Source organism: Pseudomonas sp. LB3P93 (assembly GCF_054898025.1).
In genome coordinates this window covers 5112370-5130660 of the sequence record NZ_CM142713.1, presented here as the reverse complement: position 1 = coordinate 5130660, position 18291 = coordinate 5112370, and the positions used below count along the sequence as shown (strand labels likewise).

General features: G+C 60.7%; 18 protein-coding genes. 11 read left to right on the top strand and 7 right to left on the bottom strand.

Features of this window, described 5'->3' with window-relative positions; translation table 11 throughout:
- Positions 1-66: 66 nt before the first annotated feature.
- Entirely contained in the window at positions 67-1251 is a 1185-nt protein-coding gene (gene pobA, locus ACYZT8_RS23350; RefSeq protein ID WP_461982594.1) for a 4-hydroxybenzoate 3-monooxygenase, read from the bottom strand.
- A 188-nt stretch (positions 1252-1439) separates the two neighbouring features.
- Between pobA and ACYZT8_RS23345 the strand changes: the two genes are divergently transcribed.
- Positions 1440-2336 (top strand): helix-turn-helix domain-containing protein, encoded by an 897-nt coding sequence (locus tag ACYZT8_RS23345; protein ID WP_461976296.1) that lies wholly within the window; start codon positions 1440-1442, stop codon positions 2334-2336.
- 9 nt (positions 2337-2345) lie between these two features.
- Here ACYZT8_RS23345 and ACYZT8_RS23340 read toward each other — a convergent pair whose 3' ends face one another.
- Together ACYZT8_RS23340 and ACYZT8_RS23335 are read right to left on the bottom strand one after the other, a co-directional pair.
- On the bottom strand, positions 2346-2522 hold the full coding sequence (locus ACYZT8_RS23340) for a hypothetical protein (RefSeq protein ID WP_461976294.1): 177 nt from the start codon (positions 2520-2522) through the stop codon (positions 2346-2348).
- 217 nt (positions 2523-2739) lie between these two features.
- Complete coding sequence (locus ACYZT8_RS23335; RefSeq protein WP_461976292.1) at positions 2740-3645, bottom strand: LysR family transcriptional regulator; 906 nt, start codon at positions 3643-3645, stop codon at positions 2740-2742.
- A gap of 114 nt (positions 3646-3759) precedes the next feature.
- Here ACYZT8_RS23335 and ACYZT8_RS23330 point away from each other — a divergent pair, with 114 nt between their 5' ends.
- A complete protein-coding gene (locus tag ACYZT8_RS23330; protein ID WP_461976290.1) occupies positions 3760-4647 on the top strand; it encodes an MBL fold metallo-hydrolase in 888 nt (295 codons plus the stop codon).
- A gap of 195 nt (positions 4648-4842) precedes the next feature.
- Positions 4843-5457 (top strand): NAD(P)-dependent oxidoreductase, encoded by a 615-nt coding sequence (locus ACYZT8_RS23325; protein ID WP_461976288.1) that lies wholly within the window; start codon positions 4843-4845, stop codon positions 5455-5457.
- A gap of 135 nt (positions 5458-5592) precedes the next feature.
- On the opposite strand, the gene ACYZT8_RS23320 is transcribed toward ACYZT8_RS23325, so the two are convergent.
- Positions 5593-6474 (bottom strand): LysR substrate-binding domain-containing protein, encoded by an 882-nt coding sequence (locus ACYZT8_RS23320; RefSeq protein ID WP_461976286.1) that lies wholly within the window; start codon positions 6472-6474, stop codon positions 5593-5595.
- A gap of 159 nt (positions 6475-6633) precedes the next feature.
- Here ACYZT8_RS23320 and ACYZT8_RS23315 point away from each other — a divergent pair, with 159 nt between their 5' ends.
- The 6 genes from ACYZT8_RS23315 to ACYZT8_RS23290 all read left to right on the top strand — a co-directional run bounded on the left by ACYZT8_RS23315 (position 6634) and on the right by ACYZT8_RS23290 (position 14055).
- Positions 6634-8271, top strand: coding sequence for a 5-guanidino-2-oxopentanoate decarboxylase (locus ACYZT8_RS23315; protein WP_461976285.1), 1638 nt, complete (start codon positions 6634-6636; stop codon positions 8269-8271).
- Complete coding sequence (locus ACYZT8_RS23310; RefSeq protein WP_461976283.1) at positions 8268-9716, top strand: aldehyde dehydrogenase family protein; 1449 nt, start codon at positions 8268-8270, stop codon at positions 9714-9716. Before ACYZT8_RS23315 ends, ACYZT8_RS23310 begins: the two co-directional genes overlap by 4 nt.
- 217 nt (positions 9717-9933) lie before the next feature.
- On the top strand, positions 9934-11037 hold the full coding sequence (locus tag ACYZT8_RS23305; RefSeq protein ID WP_131063254.1) for an extracellular solute-binding protein: 1104 nt from the start codon (positions 9934-9936) through the stop codon (positions 11035-11037).
- A gap of 190 nt (positions 11038-11227) precedes the next feature.
- Positions 11228-12136, top strand: coding sequence for an ABC transporter permease (locus tag ACYZT8_RS23300; protein ID WP_461976281.1), 909 nt, complete (start codon positions 11228-11230; stop codon positions 12134-12136).
- The gene (locus ACYZT8_RS23295; RefSeq protein ID WP_094470951.1) at positions 12133-12981 is read left to right on the top strand and encodes an ABC transporter permease; all 849 of its coding nucleotides are present in this window, start codon (positions 12133-12135) and stop codon (positions 12979-12981) included. The genes ACYZT8_RS23300 and ACYZT8_RS23295 overlap by 4 nt, the downstream gene beginning before the upstream one ends.
- A gap of 18 nt (positions 12982-12999) precedes the next feature.
- Complete coding sequence (locus ACYZT8_RS23290) at positions 13000-14055, top strand: ABC transporter ATP-binding protein (protein ID WP_461955438.1); 1056 nt, start codon at positions 13000-13002, stop codon at positions 14053-14055.
- A 151-nt stretch (positions 14056-14206) separates the two neighbouring features.
- Here the strand turns inward: ACYZT8_RS23290 and ACYZT8_RS23285 are convergent, their stop codons facing one another.
- A complete protein-coding gene (locus ACYZT8_RS23285; RefSeq protein WP_461976278.1) occupies positions 14207-15136 on the bottom strand; it encodes an AraC family transcriptional regulator in 930 nt (309 codons plus the stop codon).
- A gap of 335 nt (positions 15137-15471) precedes the next feature.
- On the opposite strand from ACYZT8_RS23285, the gene ACYZT8_RS23280 reads away from it, so the two are divergent.
- Together ACYZT8_RS23280 and ACYZT8_RS23275 are read left to right on the top strand one after the other, a co-directional pair.
- Positions 15472-15825, top strand: a complete 354-nt coding sequence (locus ACYZT8_RS23280) for an antibiotic biosynthesis monooxygenase family protein (RefSeq protein WP_461976276.1) — start codon at positions 15472-15474, stop codon at positions 15823-15825.
- A gap of 41 nt (positions 15826-15866) precedes the next feature.
- Positions 15867-16097 (top strand): hypothetical protein, encoded by a 231-nt coding sequence (locus tag ACYZT8_RS23275; RefSeq protein WP_083375873.1) that lies wholly within the window; start codon positions 15867-15869, stop codon positions 16095-16097.
- Here the strand turns inward: ACYZT8_RS23275 and ACYZT8_RS23270 are convergent, their stop codons facing one another.
- Positions 16098-16727 (bottom strand): flavin reductase family protein, encoded by a 630-nt coding sequence (locus tag ACYZT8_RS23270; protein WP_461976273.1) that lies wholly within the window; start codon positions 16725-16727, stop codon positions 16098-16100.
- A 232-nt stretch (positions 16728-16959) separates the two neighbouring features.
- Positions 16960-18279: an MFS transporter gene (locus ACYZT8_RS23265; RefSeq protein WP_461955433.1), complete on the bottom strand. Its 1320-nt coding sequence runs from the start codon at positions 18277-18279 to the stop codon at positions 16960-16962.
- Positions 18280-18291 lie beyond the last annotated feature (12 nt).

Genomic DNA, 18291 nt, shown 5'->3' with positions numbered 1-18291 from the left:
CGGGCAATGATTGACCCGCAAGGGCAAGGCGAGCGGGTATGCTCGCCAGTGTAAGTCGGTAGCAGGCTATTCGATAGCCTCGTAAGGAAGCCCGACGTAATTTTCTGCAATAGTTTTTCGACCCGCCTCGGAGTGCACGAAGTAGTCCAGCTCCGAATCGCAGATGCGCTGACTAAAGGCGTCGTGATCATCGAAACGGTGCAGCATCGAAGTCATCCACCAGGAAAACCGTTCGGCTTTCCAGACCCGGCGCAGGCAGATTTCGGAGTACTTTTCCAGAAAATCCAGACGCCCCTCACGGTAAACCTTCAGCAAAATCGTGAACAAGGTGCTGACGTCGCTGGCCGCCAGGTTCAGGCCTTTGGCACCGGTGGGCGGGACGATGTGCGCGGCGTCGCCGACCAGAAACATGCGCCCGTACTGCATCGGTTCGACCACAAAACTGCGCAGCGGCGCGATGCTTTTTTCGATAGACGGCCCGGTCACCAGCGATTCGGCTAACGCAGAGGGCAGACGCAATTTGAGCTCGTCCCAGAAGCGCTGATCTGACCAGTCCTCAACTTTCTCATCCGCCGGCACCTGCAGGTAGTACCGCGTGCGGGTCGCCGAACGCATGCTGCACAGGGCAAAACCGCGCTCGTGGCGGGCGTAGACCAACTCCGCGTGGACCGGCGGCGTATCGGCGAGAATGCCGAGCCAGCCAAACGGATAGACCCGCTCGAAGACCTTCAGGCATTCCGTGGGAATCGACTGCCGCGCCACACCATGGAAGCCGTCGCACCCGGCGATGTAGTCGCAATCGAGGCGATACGTCTCGCCATCCTTCTCGAACGTCACGAACGGTTCTGCGGTTTTCATCCCATGCGGCACGACGTTGGCGGCCTGGTAAATGGTCTGCGCGCCAGCCTCCCGACGAGCGGCCATCAGGTCGCGGGTGACTTCGGTCTGGCCGTAGATCATCACGGTTTTGCCACCGGTCAGTGCTTGCAGATCGATGTGCACCCGACGCCCGTCTAGGGCCAGTTCGAAACCGCCATGGACCAGTCCTTCGGCGTCCATGCGTTGACCCACCCCGGCCTGGCGCAACAGCTCTACCATGCCTTGTTCGAGGACACCGGCGCGGATACGCCCGAGCACATAGTCGGGGGCCTGGCGTTCGAGGATCAGGGTGTCGATTCCGGCGTTATGCAGCAACTGGCCGAGCAGCAAACCAGCGGGACCGGCGCCAATGATGGCGATTTGGGTTTTCAGCATTTTCATTGTTTTTATGACTCGCAAGCTTCACGCGACCACGGCCGGTGAATGATTTTTATGGATCGAGTGCTTGCATTTTTCTCTTGCGGGTCTGTCAATTGAAGGTGAAAACTGAGCCGATACCTGTACATTCTGCCAATCGGTGCGATTATCGCCCGTAACCCTTTGAGGCCTGGATTGAAGTGATGAACAAGCCTGACCTGCCTTCGATTCCAGTGTTCAAGCTCTACGGTGAAAGCCTGGACTGGCCGACCCCCGACTTGCTGCACTGTGAAACCATTTCCAAACGCAGCCGCGAACACCAATGGGAAATCAAACCCCACCGTCATGCTGATTTATGCCAGTTGCTCTTCGTTTTCAAAGGTCAGGCAGAGCTTGAAATCGAAGGCAAACAGACGCAACTGACTGAGCCGGCCATCCTGATCCTGCCGCCGTTATCGGTGCATGGTTATCGGTTTTCCGAGGACGTCGAAGGGTTCGTCGTGACCCTCGCCGCGCCGCTGGTTGCCCATCTCCAGGCGCAACTGGGCAACTCGGTTAGCGCACTGGCCCAGGCCGAAAGTTACCCGGCGGGCAAGGAAAGCGACTACCTCAATAGCCTGTTTTCGGCGCTGCAAGACGAATACACCGGCCACCAGCCCGCGCGCGAGATGCTCATGCATTCGCTGGTCAGCGTGATCATGGTGTGGGTCAGCCGTCAGGTGATTTCGCGCCGCGCTGCCAGTCAGCGTCCGCAACGGGCCCGGGAATACCTCAACGGATTTATCCAGTTGGTGGAGGAGACGTATCGTCAGCACGTCAAGGTCGAGGATCTGGCGCATCGGCTGGGGATTTCCGTGTCCCACCTCAATGGCACCTGCCGTGAGCTGGCGGGGCAACCGGCGTTGCAGATCATGCACGAGCGTCAGTTGCTGGAGGCCAAGCGCTTGCTGACCTATACCAGCATGACCATTTACGAAATGTCTGACGTGTTGGGGTTTTCCGATCCGACCAACTTCACGCGCCTGTTCCGACGCCGGGTGGGGATCTCGCCCAAGGCGTTTCGCGACCGCTTGAAGGCCGATCAGGACAACGAGGCCTGACCGCCTTCGTTACCGAAGGGCGTTGAGGGTCGCGTTGTGGGGAATGCAATGCTCGTAATTACAACTCGCGGTTTCACGGGGCAGTTGTCGCAACTGCTCGACACGCCAGGCGGCGGTGCCATACAGCGCCAACGTCGCCGCGCAGGTGATGAAAATGGCGAGGTATCTTCTTGTTTTGATGTTCATGGCGTTGACCTCTGAACGAATACCCTTAGGTACTCCTTTCAGCATAGGTCAGCGCGGGTGAGATGCCAGTCACACGTCCAGCGCATGTAACCCGCCATTCAGAACACTGATGAACCCTGTGGGAGCGAGCTTGCTCGCGATAGCGGGCTGTCAGTCGGCATCATTGTTGGATGTGACGACGCCATCGCAGGCAAGCCAGCTCCCACAGGGGAAGTGTTTACAAGCCGATATCCCACGTCGGTTCTTCGGGGAATCTGAGCACCAGAAAATCCAGCATGCTGCGCAGCGCCGCCGGCATGTGTTTGCGTGAGGCGTACACCGCGTACACGCTCATCTGCCGTGGCTCGGCCTGGGGCAGCAGGCGAATCAGCTCACCGTTGTGGATATGCACACCCGCCTGATAACTGGGCAGCATCGCCACGCCGGCCCCGGCGATGGTTGCGCGCAGCAGCGTACTGGCCTCGTTGGCGCTGATGTTGCCCTGCACCGGCACCGACACCGGCTCGCCGTCTTCCTCGAAATGCCAGAGACTTTTACCGAAGTAGGAATGGGTCAGGCAGTTGTGCTGGCTCAGGTCCTCGACCCGTTGCGGCGTCGGGTGTTCGCGCAGGTAAGCGGGGGAGGCGCAGATCACCGAGCGGCAGACCGTCAGCCGCCGGGCGATCAGGTTCGGGTCCAGGTCGTTGCTGGTGCGGATCGCCAGGTCGATGCGTTCATCCACCAGGTTCACCGTGCGGTCGAGCATCTGCATGTCGATGCTGACACCGGGATAGCGTTTGACGTAAGCCGCCATGGCATCCGCCAGTTGCGCCTGGCCGAACGAGGTGCTGACGCTGATGCGCAGCAGGCCGCGTGGCGCCTCATCCGGCTCGCTGACGGCGGCTTGCATGTCGGTGGACAGGTCGAGCATCTGCCGACAGCGAGGCAGGATTTCGCTGCCGGCGGCGGTCAGGCTCAATTTGCGCGTGGTGCGGTGCATCAGGCGTGCGCCGACCCAATCTTCCAGCTCTGCCAGATAACGCGAAACCACCGGCCGTGACAGGTCCAGATGATCGGCGGCGGCCGATTGGCTGCCGAGGTCGACCACTGAGACGAACACCCGCATTGCTTGTAGACGATCCATGATTTGCCCGCTTTCAGAAACAAACTATGTTCAAGCATCGCATTTTTTGTACTGAGTCAGGCAACTAAGCTCTGTCCCATCGCCAAACACGGCATTCGGACCACGGAGCAACAGATGATCGGCCTCACCTCTCTCAAGCGCATTTTGCTGGCCACCGCCACCCTCGGCTTCGCAGCCCATGCCGCGGCGGCATCGACCCTGACCCTGGACGTTTACAACCCGGGCGACAAAGCGATCTTCCCGGTGACCTCGGTGCTGGTCAGCGGCGAGAAAGAAGCGATTCTGGTGGACGCGCAATTCGGCAAATCCCAGGCCGAACAGGTGGTCGAAAAGATCCGCGCCAGCGGCAAGCAACTGACCACCATCTACATCAGCCACGGTGACCCGGATTACTACTTCGGCCTCGACACCCTGACCGCTGCGTTCCCCGACGCCAAAGTGCTCGCCTCGCAGCCAACCGTTGATCACATCAAGCACACCGTCGACGGCAAACTGGCGTTCTGGGGGCCGAAGATGGGTACCGACGTGCCGGCCAAAACCATCGTGCCAGGCGTACTCAAGGGCGACAGCCTGATGCTGGAAGGGCAGAAGTTGCAGGTGGTGGGCCTGGACGGCAAGCAGCCGGACCGGACCTTTGTATGGATCCCGTCGATCAAGGCAGTGGTCGGTGGCGTGGTCGTCGCAGAAAACATCCACGTGTGGATGGCCGATACCCAAACCGCGCAATCCCACGCCGATTGGTTGGCTACGCTGCACTCCATCGAAACCCTGAAACCGAAAACCATCGTGCCGGGTCATTACCTGGGTCAGAGTGCCCGTTCACTGGCCGCCGTGCAGTTCACCGCCGATTACATCAAGGCCTTCGACGAAGAAACCCCCAAGGCCAAAGACGCCGCCGCGCTGATCGCCGCGATGAAAAAACGCTTCCCGGCAGTGGGCGAAGTGAGCTCGCTGGAGCTGAGCGCCAAAGTCGCCAAGGGCGAGATGAAGTGGGGTGAGTGAGTTGATGTAACCGCAGGATACCTGTGGCGAGGGAGCTTGCTCCCGCTCGGCTGCGAAGCAGTCGCAAAATCTGAGAATGCGGTGTGGCTGACTCAGCGCCAGGGAGCGCTTCGCGCTCCAGCGGGAGCAAGCTCCCTCGCCACAATGATGGGTGCCAAACGAATACACGTATACCCAAGCCAACTGGAGAACGTCATGAGCAAAATCGCAATCATCGGTGCCACCGGCCGTGCCGGCAGCCAACTGCTGGACGAAGCCCTGCGTCGTGGTCACAGCGTCACGGCCATCGCCCGTGACACCTCGAAGATCACCCCGCGTGCTGGCGTGGTCGCCAGGAACGTTGATGCCCTTGACGCCGAAGCGTTGCAAGCGGCCGTCGCGGGTCATGACGTGGTGATCAGCGCGGCGCACTTTTCGACCCTTCCCGCCAGCGCCGTGGTCGGGCCGGTGAAAAGGGCCGGGGTGAAACGTCTGCTGGTGGTGGGCGGTGCGGGTTCGTTGTTGCTGCCGGACGGCACTCGCGTCATCGACAGCAAGGGCTTCCCGGACGAGTACAAGGCAGAGGCCGGTGCCGGGGCTTTGTTTCTGGAGAACCTGCGTCAGGAACAGGATCTGGACTGGGCCTTTCTGTCGCCGTCGGCAGAGTTTGTCGAAGGTGAGCGCACGGGTTCGTTTCGGGTTGGGAAGGATGATTTACTGGTGAGCAGTGCAGGGCGGAGCTGGATCACGTTCGCCGATTATGCGATTGCGCTGATTGATGAAGTCGAAGCGCCGAAGCACTCCCGGCAGCGGTTCACCGTCGGGTATTGATCCCCTCTCACTGATCGTTCCCACGCTCTGCGTGGGAATGCAGCCCGTGACGCTCCGCGTCACTGGACGCGGAGCGTCCCTAGAGGCATTCCCACGCGGAGCATGGGAACGATCGGCGTGTCAGGCTTTCGGGGCTCAGCGACTCTGAGCCTGCTCCACCAACCACCCCATCAACTCGCGCAACTTCGGCGAAGGCCCGGGTTTTTCCGGGAACACCAGGTAATACGCCAACCCCGTTTTCACCTTCAATTCAAACGGCATGACCAGCCTTCCAGCGCTCAGGTCATCGCCGATCAACGACCAATCCCCAATCGCCACACCGGTCCCCTGGGACGCCATCGACATCGCCAGGTCCAGGGTTTCGAAATGCTGACCCTTGCCGACATTGCTCAAGCGAATATTGGCGCTGGCCAGCCAGGCTTTCCAGTCGCGCTCGTCGCGGGTCGGATGCAACAGCATGTGTTGTTCCAGATCCTCCGGCGCCTGCAACGGCACCGGCCCTTCGAGATACGGCCGGGAGCAAACCGGCGTCAGTTGCTCATCGAAAAGCCGATGGGACGTCAGTGACGTCTCCGGCGGTACGCCATAAATCACCGCCGCATCGAACTGCTCGCGATGAAAATCCACGCCGTGTTTCACCGTGGTGGTCAATTCCACCGGCACATCCGGACGCTCCCGTTGCCACTGCACCAGGCGCGGCAACAACCAGCGCATTACGCACGTCGGCGCCTTGAGTTGCAGGGTTTTGCGTTTCTCGCCGATCTGCTCAACCGCCTCGTCGATCAAGCCGAAAATCTGCTGGACCCGTGGCAGCCATTCGCGTCCTTCGGCCGTCAGGTCGAGGCCGCGGGCCTGGCGGATAAACAGTTCATAACCCAGATGTTCTTCCAGCCCGGCGATCTGCCGACTCACCGCGCCCTGGGTGATGTACAGCTGTTCAGCGGCCCGGGTGAAGTTGCAGCACTGCGCGGTGATCAGAAAAGTGTGCAGCGCCGGCAGGGGAGGCAATCGTTTCATGGGGATCCAAGGTATGACGTGAGGACATGGCTAGTATGACTTTTTATCCATTGTTGCGGCTATGTGTCGCCCGTTCCAATGAGGCCATCCCTGGACCTGCCCACGCATCATAAACACTGCGCAGGCCCGGCGTCTCAAACGAACAAAAAGGGCAAAGACATGGCGACGTGCGGCGAAGTATTGGTCAAGTTACTCGAAGATTACGGGGTCGAGCAGGTGTTCGGCATTCCTGGGGTTCATACCGTGGAGCTGTATCGCGGGCTGGCCCGTTCGAGCATCAACCACGTCACGCCGCGTCACGAACAGGGCGCCGGTTTCATGGCCGACGGTTATGCGCGCACCAGCGGCAAACCGGGTGTGTGCTTCATCATCACCGGCCCAGGCATGACCAACATCACCACCGCCATGGGCCAGGCCTACGCTGATTCGATCCCGATGCTGGTGATCTCCAGCGTGCAATCGCGCAGCCAGTTGGGCGGCGGTCGCGGCAAGCTCCACGAACTGCCGAACCAGAGCGCTTTGGTCGGCGGCGTGGCGGCGTTCTCTCACACTTTGATGTCGGCGGCTGAATTGCCGGCCGTGTTGGCCCGCGCCTTCGCGCTGTTCCAGGCCGGTCGTCCGCGTCCGGTGCACATCGAAATTCCGTTGGACGTGCTGGTCGAAGAAGCTGACGACTTGCTCGCCAGCCTTCCCGTGAACATCGACCGCGCCGGTGCTTCGCCGAGTGCGATCAGCCGCATGACCGCGCTGCTGGCCGGTGCCAAACGTCCACTGATTCTTGCCGGTGGCGGTGCCATCGATGCGGCCGCGGAGCTGACGGAACTGGCCGAGCTGCTGGACGCGCCAGTGGCCCTGACCATCAATGCCAAAGGCATGCTCGAATCCAATCACCCGTTGCTGATCGGCTCGACCCAAAGCCTGGTCGCCACCCGTGCCTTGGTCGCCGAGGCCGATGTGGTATTGGCCATCGGCACCGAACTGGCCGAGACCGATTACGACGTCACGTTCGCCGGCGGCTTCGAAATTCCCGGCGTGCTGCTGCGTGTGGACATCGACCCTGACCAGACCGTGCGCAACTACCCGCCGAAAGTCGCCTTGGTGGCTGACTCGCGCAACGCCGCGCAAGCCTTGCTCAGCGAGCTGTCCAAACATTCGCTGGCCGAGCGCCGCAACGATTGGGGTCAGGTCCGTGCTGCCCGTCTGCGCGAAGACCTCGCCGCCACTTGGGATGCGCCGGCCCTGGCCCAGACCCGCTTCCTCGAAACTGTCCTGCACGAATTGCCGGACGCGGTCTTCGTCGGCGACTCGACCCAACCGGTGTACACCGGCAACCTGACCTTCAACCCGGAACGCCCGCGTCGCTGGTTCAACTCGTCCACCGGTTACGGCACCCTCGGTTACGCCTTGCCGGCGGCGATTGGCGCCTGGCTCGGTGGCAGCGTTGAAGGCGGCGCGCGTCCTCCGGTGGTGTGCCTGATCGGTGACGGCGGCCTGCAATTCACCCTGCCGGAACTGGCCAGCGCGGTTGAAGCGCGCACCCCGGTGATTGTTCTGCTGTGGAATAACCAGGGCTACGAAGAGATCAAGAAGTACATGGTCAACCGCGCCATCGAGCCGGTGGGCGTGGACATCTACACCCCAGACTTCATCGGTGTGGCCAAGGCGTTGGGCTGTGCTGCCGAAGCGGTCAACGGTGTCGAGCAACTGCGCAGTGCCTTGCGCACCGCCGCTGATCGTCAGGGCCCGACCCTGATTGAAATCGATCAGACTTCGTGGATGAAGGCGGTGTCGAAATGAACTTTCCGACGACTCTGGACGGCCTTTATATCAATGGCCAATGGTCGGCGGGCAACGAACACTTGCGCGTGATCAACCCGGCGACTGAAGCCCTGTTGACCACCGTGAATGGCGGCGATGGACAAGCCGTCGATCAAGCGGTCACCGCCGCCACCAAGGCTTTCGGCGACTGGTCGAAAACCACCGGCACCGAGCGCGGCGCGATCCTGCGCCAGATCGCTGCGGGTGTTCAGGCCGGTCGTGACCACTTGATGCAGTTGCAGTCGAGCAACAACGGCAAGCCGCTGTTCGAAGCCGCCATCGACGTCGATGACGTGATCGCCACGTTCGAGTATTACGCAGGTCTCGCCGAAGGCCTCGATGCCAGACAAGACAGCAACGTCGAGCTGCCGACCGACGATTTCAGCGCTCGTTTGCGCCGTGAACCGTGCGGCGTGGTCGGCCTGATCGTGCCGTGGAATTTCCCGATGGTCACCACCGCCTGGAAACTTGCCCCGGCCCTGGCAGCCGGTTGCTGCGTGGTGCTCAAGCCTTCCGAAGTCACGCCGCTGCCAGAGCTGGAACTGGCAACGATCATTGCCGAGGCTGGCTTGCCCGCCGGTGTGTTCAACGTCGTCTGTGGCACGGGCCTGGCCGTCGGTGCGCCACTGTCGGCTGACCCGCGCATCGCCAAAATCTCCTTCACCGGCAGCAACGCGGTCGGTGTGCAGGTCATGCAACGCGCGGCGGAAACCGTCAAAGGCGTGAGCCTGGAGCTGGGCGGCAAATCCTCGCTGCTGGTGTTGGCTGATGCCGACATCGGGTTGGCCGTGGAAGTGGCCTGTGGCGGCGGTTTCTTCAACGCCGGGCAGATGTGTTCGGCCACCAGCCGCGTGTTGGTCGCTGATGAACTGGCGGATGAATTCCTCCTTCGTTTGAAGGCCCGCGCCGAAGCCATTCGCGTCGCCGACCCGTTCGACCCGAACGTGGAAATGGGCGCGCTGGTCAATCAGGCGCAATACCAGCGGGTGCTGGGCCACATCGATCGTGGTTTGAGCGCGGGCGCCAAGCTGATTTGCGGCGGCAACCGTCCGGCAGACCTGTCGCGCGGTTATTTTTTGCAGCCGACGATTTTCACCGAAGTGCCCCTCGACAGTGCGTTGTGGTGTGAAGAGATTTTCGGGCCGGTGATCTGCGTGCGCAGTTTTGCCTCCGAAGCCGAGGCGATTGCCCTGGCCAACGACAGCCAGTTCGGTCTGGTGGCCAGCGTGGTGACACGCGACGCCGAGGCGGCGGATCGGGTCGCCAACGCCTTGCAGGCGGGGCTGGTGTGGATCAACGCGCCGCAGGTGATCTTTCCGCAGACCGCCTGGGGTGGCTACAAACAGAGCAGCATCGGCCGCGAATTGGGGCCGTGGGGTTTGCAGGCTTTCCAGGAAATCAAACACGTGATTCGAGCGGTCTGACGGCTCGAAAAGGGTCAGCGCATGCCTCGCGATGAGGCATGCGCTGGCGTCATGGCTTCAATGAGTTTTTATCGATAGTCAGGTGTTTTACACGACTTCAGGATGAACCCGCTGGTTCAGCCAAACCCCCGAAAATACGAGGGATAACGCTGATCCGGGCGCGCGGATGCAACAGTTTCGACCTGCCTTATACCTACAAAAACAAAGGGAGTCCGTAATGGGCGAGCATGATCTGAACAGACGTCAATTCATCAAAACCGTGGGCGTGGCCTCGGTGGCAGCGGCGGCCATGAGCCTGCCCTTCGTAAAGGCCAATGCCAGCGACACGCGCTTTCAGGGCAAGACCCTGCGCTTGCTGACCTGGTCCGATGACACCGGCCTCGCTGCACTGCGAAATATCGCAGCCACCTTCGAAGACAAGTACGGCTGCAAGGTCATCGCTGACCGCACCGGCAGTACGTCGGAAATGGTTGCGAAACTCAAGGCAGCTGGTGATCGTCCGCAGTACGACATCATCACCCTGGCTGGCGTCGGCGCTGAAGGCCTGGCCGCGGCCAACCTGCTGGAAAAACCCGACCTCAACCGCATTCCCAACCTGGTCGACGTACCAGAGAAATACCGCACCGGCGCCAATGGCCACGGCATCGGTTACTTGCTCTGGTGCAACAGCCTCGTCTACAGCACCCGCACCATCAAGGAAGCACCGGACAGTTACGCCGCCCTGTGGGACGCCGAGCTGTCGCCGAACATCTTCCTGCCGCCGCCGAACTGGACCGAAGCGATGGACCTGATCATCATCGCCGCCAAACTGGCCGGTGGTGACGAGCACAATATCGAGCCGGGCTTCAAGAAACTCGCCGAGCTGAAAGATCGTGTGGTGACCCTGGGTGAAAACCCGAACCAGATCGCCGAACTGTTCCGCACCGGTTCCCTGGACATGGGCGGCCTGTACGCGCCGGCCTTCTTCCCGAAACAGATTCGCGATCCGGCCTACGGCCTGGGCGCCACGTTCGGCATGAAGGAAGGTTTTTACACCGACCTGATGCTCTCGGTAATGCCGAAGAATCGTCCGGGCGATACCGACCTGGTCTACGCCTTCATCAACCACTCTCTGGACCCGCTGGTGCAGGGCAAGATGGCTGAGGATATCTACAACGGCCCGGTCAACGCCAAGGCGATCATCTCCGCCGAAGCGCGCAAGAGCCCGTACATCCTCACGCCGGAGCAGATTGCCGAGAAAGCGATCATGCACGACAACGCCTTCCTGGCCTCTGTGCATGACCAATGGATTCGTCGTTACACGGAAATCTTTTCTTCCTGATCGAGTGGCGAACACAAGTCTCGCGAACACCGCAAAACCCTGTGGGAGCGGGCTTGCCCGCGATGAGGGCTGTCCTGTCAACAAGATGTGACTGACAGACCGCCATCGCTGGCAAGCCAGCTCCCACAGGAAGCTCGGTGGTTTTGAGGGCTGTGTTTGCCAGCTGCTTTCCATTGACGAGACCCTTGCTATGGAACACCAACCTCTGACTCATCCGGTCGCCGCCGCTCCATCGCGCGCCAACCGGGGTGTTTCGCCGACGGCGCGTGCCTGGTTTTTCCTCACGCCGTCGATGCTGTTTCTGGGCGTGCTGATTGCCGCCAGTCTGCTGGTCCTGCGCATGAGCGTCGGCACCAAAGGCGCGGAATGGACCGGGTTCAGCCTGGCCAGTTACGCCCAATTGCTGGAACCCTATTACCTCAAGTCCTTGCTGCTGACCCTGCGCCTGGCGCTGATCAGCGCGGTGATCGCGGTGGTGCTGGCGATCCCGGTGGCCTACACCATGTCGCGGCTGACCTCACCGTTTGTACGACGGATCTTCCTCGCGGCGGTGCTGCTGCCGTTGCTGGTCAACCTGCTGCTGCAAAGCTACGGCTGGCTGGTGATTCTCGGCCCGGGCGGGATGCTCAATCAGGCGCTGATGGGCCTGGGCCTGATCAAGCGCCCGATCATGCTGCTCTACAACCAAAACGGCGTATTGATGGGCCTGGTGCAAACAGCGTTCCCGTTGGCCGTGCTGCCGATTGCCAGCGCCATGCGCGGCGTTGCGCGTACGTATGAAGAAGCCGCCGCTACCCTGGGCGCGAGTCGCTTCCAGGTGTTCCGCCAGGTGGTGCTGCCAATGAGCATGCCGGGGATCATCACCGGTGCGACGTTGGTGTTTGCCTACAACGCCAGCAGCTTCGTGGTGCCGTTGCTGCTCGGTGGCCGCCGCGTGCCGATGCTGGCGGTGATGGTGCATGACCAGATCGCCCCGCTGATGAACTGGCCCGCCGCGTCCGCTGCCGGCGTGGTGCTGATCGTCACCACCCTCGCGATCATGACCTTGTCCGAATTCATCACTGGCCGTCGTCGGCGCATGCTGGAGGCTTCGCAATGAGCACGTTGACCAAGAAACGTTATGGCCTGCTGCCCGGCGAGACCGGCAAGTTTGCCGGCATCCTCTCAGGCTTCATCCTGCTGCTGGCGGTGTTGCCGATCCTGACCATGATCGTCATGTCGTTCAGCGGTGCGTCGAACCTCGACTTCCCGCCGAGCAGCTACAGCCTGCAATGGTACAAGGCGGCCTGGCACACCTTCGTGTCGCCTGATTCCAGTGATGTGCTGAGCCTGGGCAAAGCCATGACCACCAGCCTGATGGTGGCGTGCCTGACCATGGTCTTCGCCACGATTGTGGCGGTGCCGGCGGCCTACGCGCTGACCCGTTGCGAGTTCCGTGGCAAAGCCGTGGCGCTGCAACTGATGTCGCTGCCGTTGGTGTTTCCGATGGTGGTATTGGGCCTGGCATTGCTGCTGGTGTTCGACAGCCTGCCGTTCCAGATGACCACGTCGCGGCTGGTGATTGCCCACGTGATTCTGGCGTTGCCGTTCGTGGTGAAGAACTGCACCGCGGCGATGCTCTCCATCGGCAGCGAAGTCGAAGAGGCCGCGCAAATGCTCGGTGCTTCACCGCTGCGGGCGATTATTGATGTGGTGGTGCCGTTGATGAAGTCGGGGATTCTGGCGGGCATGCTGCTGGCGTTCATCGTTTCGTTCAACGAATTCACCGTGACCTATTTCCTCTACACCATCGACGTCATGACCGTGCCGATCTGGATGTACAGCCGCACCGTGTCATCGCTCGACCCCACCGTATTTTCGTTTGCCGTGCTGATCGTGCTGATCGACTTCGTCCTGATCTGGGCGCTGGAGAAGCTGGTCGGTGAAGGTGGCGTTTCGTTCTGATTTCTTGAGGTGATTCATATGTCTGGTCTGATTCTGGAAAACGTCGAGAAACATTACGGCTCGGCCTGCGCGGTAAAGGATGTAAACCTGCATTTGCCGGAAGGCAAACTGGTGTGTTTTCTCGGCCCGTCGGGCTGCGGTAAAACCACCTTGCTGCGAATGATCGCCGGGCTCGAAACCCTGAGCGGTGGCGAGATTCGCCTGGACGGTGAAGACATCGGCCATACGCCGGCGCATCAGCGCAATTTCGGCATGGTGTTCCAGTCGTTGGCGCTGTTTCCGCACATGACGGTGGGGGAGAACATCGCCTACCCGCTGAAACTGCGTGGCGTCAGCAAAGCTGATCAGCAAGCGCGGGTGGTGGAGTTGCTGGAGCTGATTCAGCTGCAGGAAATGATTGATCGCCCGGTGGCCAAACTCTCCGGCGGTCAACGCCAGCGCGTGGCGATTGCCCGGGCGATTGCCAATCACCCGAAAATTCTGCTGCTCGACGAACCGCTGTCGGCGCTCGACGCCAAGCTGCGCGAGTCGATGCAGGTGGAAATCCGTCAGCTGCAACAGCGCCTGAACATCACCACGATCATGGTGACCCACGATCAGCGCGAGGCGATGACCATGGCCGATATCGTGGTGGTGTTGGGTGAGCATCGGGTGCAGCAAGTGGGCACGCCGATTGAAATCTACCGGCACCCGGCCAACGAATTTGTCGCGGACTTCATCGGCTCGGGCAACATCTTCCCGGCCACTGCGCTGGGCAACGGCAAGATTGGATTGCCGGGTGGCGATGCGCTGGAAGTGCCGATCTGCAGCAGCATTGTGGTCGGTGAGAAAGTGAAAATGCTGATTCGTCCTGAGGACCTGCAACTGTCGCATCCGCAGGCAACGGCGGGGAACCGATTGCTCGGTACGGTGACGTTTGTGCGTGATATCGGCGCGACGATTGAAACGACGGTGGAGTGTTCCGGGGTGTCGTTTACGGCGTTGAGCACGCCGTGTCAGGGGTTTGGGTTGAGCATTGGCAATCCGGTGTCGGTGACCTTGCCGGCCGAGGCGTGCCGCGTGCTTGGCGCCTGACTTTAGAGCCTTGCTGGATTTTCTGGCCTCATCGCTGGCAAGCCAGCTCCCACAGGGTTCATGGGTGTTCACGTAATTTGTGATTACCCACAATCCCTGTGGGAGCTGGCTTGCCAGCGATGGCGTCATCCGCAACTCCACGGAATCCGGATCAGACGGACAACCGCAACCGCGCCAAATCCCGCAGCGGCGGCGCCCCGAACAACCGGCTGTACTCCCGGCTGAATTGCGAAGGGCTTTCATACCCCACCCGATACCCCGCCGCCGAAGCTTCCAGCCCTTCAGCCAACATCAGCCGCCGCGCTTCCTGCAGTCGCAACTGCTTCTGATACTGCAACGGACTCATCGCTGTCATCGCCTTGAACCGGTGATGCAACGTCGACACGCTCAGGTTCACTTCCTTCGCCAGATCATCGATGCGCAGCGGTTGCTCATAGTTGCCGTTGAGCCACTTGATTGCCTGGCTGATGCGGTGGCTCTGGCTATTGGCGATCGCGATTTCATATAGCCGATGCCCCTGCTGACTGCGCAACAACCGATAAAGAATCTCCCGACGAATCAGCGGCGCGAGCATGGCGATGTCTTTCGGGGTTTCCAGCAACCGGGCCAGACGCAACACTGCGTCGAGCATTGCCGTATCGATCCGTTCGACATACAAGCCGCGCCCCGTCGGCCGGGTGGGCACGCCCAAGGGGCCGGCATCGGCAATCAGCGCGGTGATTTCCGCTGGATCAATGTCCAGTCGCACGGCGAGGATCGGCTCTTCAGACGTGACATTCACCACGCGCCCGCTCAACGGCATCGAGACCGAGACCACCAGGTAATTCAGTGGGTCGTAATTGAAGAATTCGTCGGCCAGCCGAACCTCTTTGCGCCCCTGAGCCATGATGCACAACGCCGGTTGGGCCAGCACCGGGGCAAAGTCATGGGACTTGCTGTGCCTGGACATGAACAGCGAGCCGACGGCAGTCGCATAATTGCCATCGTCCGTAGTGTTGCGACGGATGATGGCAGCGAGTTCAGCGCGCTGTTTCTCCATGTCGGCATCCAGCGGGGCTTGAAAGTGATCGAACGACGACATGCCGGGCATCCTCGCTGAGGGGTGGGTAATGAGCCGAGCTTAAGTTTGTGCAAGACGTAGCGGTAGACACATCCTGCCTCAACCTTGCCTGATTCTGCATTGAGTGGATTAACGGTGCCTCTATGGCTGCGCCCGCCAAGGGAAACTTGCTTGATAGCCTTGTTTAATCGGTATGAAGATTTTTACAGGTTGTTACAGGTTATTCGAAACGCCGCGCAGGATTGTGCAAAAAGCCTGCAGGAATCGACTAACCGCGCTTCCACCTGCGCGCTTAACCTTTGATCCTGTCGCAGCCCGTCCCACGGCTGCCACTCGAGTACCTGGGAGGGTTGAACATGTCTACGCAGATCCCCGTCAGTCATATGGCGTTTGTTCGTGCCCGCGCCGGGCGTTCGGCGGAGCTCGGTGTGCGCCTGAGCGCCTTGATCGAGCCGTCCCGCAACGCGCCGGGTTGCCTGAGCTTTTCCCTGCAGCATTCGCAATGCGATCCGGAGTTGTGGCTGGTGTCCGGTTTCTGGACTCACCAGCAAGCGATGACCGCTTATTTCGGCACCCCTGCGATGGAGATTTTCGCCGAGCTGGTGCAGGAGCTGGTGGTTAACAGCCTGGATTTTCATACATTCAAGGATGTATCGGCCGACCAGGCGCTGTGGCAGTCCCGGTCACGGGTACACAAAATGGCGGGTTGAGGGTTTAATGGCTCCATTCTCAATCAGCCAGGATCCGCGACATGGCACGTAAAGCCTTTGATCATTTCGAAGCTGTTTCCGCTGTAGTACCGGGCGAGGGTGGTTACCACGCCGCGATCGCCGTCAAAGCCATCGGTGGCACCGGTGCGCCACGTTTTCACAAAGTGCTTGAAGGGCAAATCTTCAAGACTGCCAACGAGGCTGATCTGGCCGCCGCCAAAGAGCTGACCCGCCTCAAAGACGTCAAAGAAGACGCCGACCTGCTCTGGTAATCACTTGACCGCCCCCGGGCGATACATCTTGAACAATGCCTCTGGCCCCAGCTGAAAGTAATCCGCTGGCCCGCCGCCGCGCAGAATCGGTTCTGCCGCGGCGGTGTCGTACACCCCGTCCTTCAACAGCCACTTGGCGATATGCACGGCGACCACTTCGCCCAGAATCAGCCAGCTCGGCACCACGTTACCGTCCGCCCGCTGCAACTGAATGATCTGCGTGACCTTGCACTCGAAGGACACCGGGCTTTCGGCTACCCGTGGCACTTGAATGATTTTCGAGGCGACCGGGGTCAGGCCGGACAGTTCGAACTCGTTGACCTCGGGCGCGACCATGGCGCAGCTCTGGTTCATCTGCTCGGCCAGCGGGCGGGTGGCGAGGTTCCAGGCGAATTCACCGGTCTGCTCGATGTTGTTCAGGCTGTCTTTGCGGCCGACGCTGGAAAACCCGATGATCGGCGGAATGTAGTTGAAGGCGTTGAAGAAGCTGTAAGGCGCCAGGTTCAAGCGGCCGTTGGCGTCCTGGGAGGAAATCCAGCCGATGGGGCGTGGGCCGACGATGGCGTTGAACGGGTCATGCGGCAAGCCGTGGCCGTTGGCGGGTTCGTAGAAGTGGATGTCGTCGGGCATGAAGGGATTCCTGGGCGTTGTGCGGATGGCGTTCATAGTGCAAGGATGAACCCATATTTTCCAGCGGACGCAATCCCTGTAGGAGCCGGCTTGCTGGCGATGGTATGTCAGCGACATGGGTGTTGGCTGACACACCATCGCCAGCAAGCCGGCTCCTACAGGGATTGTGTTTATTCAATGAAAAGGGGCAGACCCGTTAAGGTCTGCCCCTGTTTTTATTGCGCGGGCTGACTCAGTCCGTCTCGATCCGCGAATGCTTGCGGGTGTCTTTCATGGTGATGTACACCAGCAACGACACGGCAATACACGCCGTCACATACCAGTAGTAACCGGTTTCCATACCAATGCTCTTGAACCACAGCGCGATGTATTCAGCGGTGCCGCCGAAGATCGACACGGTCAGCGCATACGGCAAACCAACACCCAGCGCACGAATCTCGGTCGGGAACAGTTCGGCTTTGACCACCGCGTTGATCGAGGTGTAACCGCTGACGATGATCAGCGCCGCCATGATCAGGAAGAACGCGCCCCACCAGCTCTGAATCGTGTGCAGGGTGGTCAGGATCGGCACGGTGAACAGTGTCCCGAGTACACCGAAGGCAATCAGGATCGGACGACGACCGACTTTATCCGACAGCCCGCCAATGATCGGTTGCAGGCACATGAACAGGAACAGCGTGGCAGCGGAAATGGTGGTGGAGTCGGAGATGCTCATGCCGACGGTGTTCACCAGGTATTTCTGCATGTACGTGGTGTAGGTGTAGAACGCCAGGGTGCCGCCCATGGTCAGGCCGACCACGGTCATCAGTTCCTTGGGGTGGCGCATCAAGGTGCGCATTGCGCTTTCCTTGGCCTTCTCTTTCTTGGTGAACGACTCGGTTTCTTCCATGCCACGACGCAGGTACAGCGCGACCACGGCACACAGCGCGCCGATGGCGAACGGGATGCGCCAGCCCCAGGCGTACAGCTCTTCGGTGGTCAGCACTTGTTGCAGCACGATCAACACCGCCAACGCGATGAGCTGACCCGAAATCAGGGTCACGTACTGGAAGCTGGAGTAGAAGCCGCGACGTTCCTTGGTCGCCATTTCGCTGAGGTAGGTCGCCGAAGTGCCGTACTCGCCACCGACCGACAGGCCTTGCAGCAGGCGGGCGAAAATCAGCAGGATCGGTGCGCCGATGCCAATGGTTTCATAGCCGGGGCTCAGGGCAATCAGCAGCGAGCCGAAACACATCAGATACACCGAAGCCATCAGTGCTTTCTTGCGACCGGCCTTGTCCGCGTACAGACCCATCAGCCAGCCACCGATCGGGCGCATCAGGAAGCCCACGGCGAAGATCGCAGCGGTGTTCAGCAGTTGTGCGGTGGTGTCGCCTTTCGGGAAAAAGGCCTTGGCGAAGTACAGGGAGAAGGCAGCGTAGACGTACCAGTCGTACCACTCGACCATGTTGCCGACCGAGCCGCTGAAGATCGACTTGATGCGACTGGCGGTGGTTCTTTCTTTGGCGGGCACGGCAGCCGACCCAAGGGGCAGGGCGTTGGAGTTATCCATTGAAGGATCCTT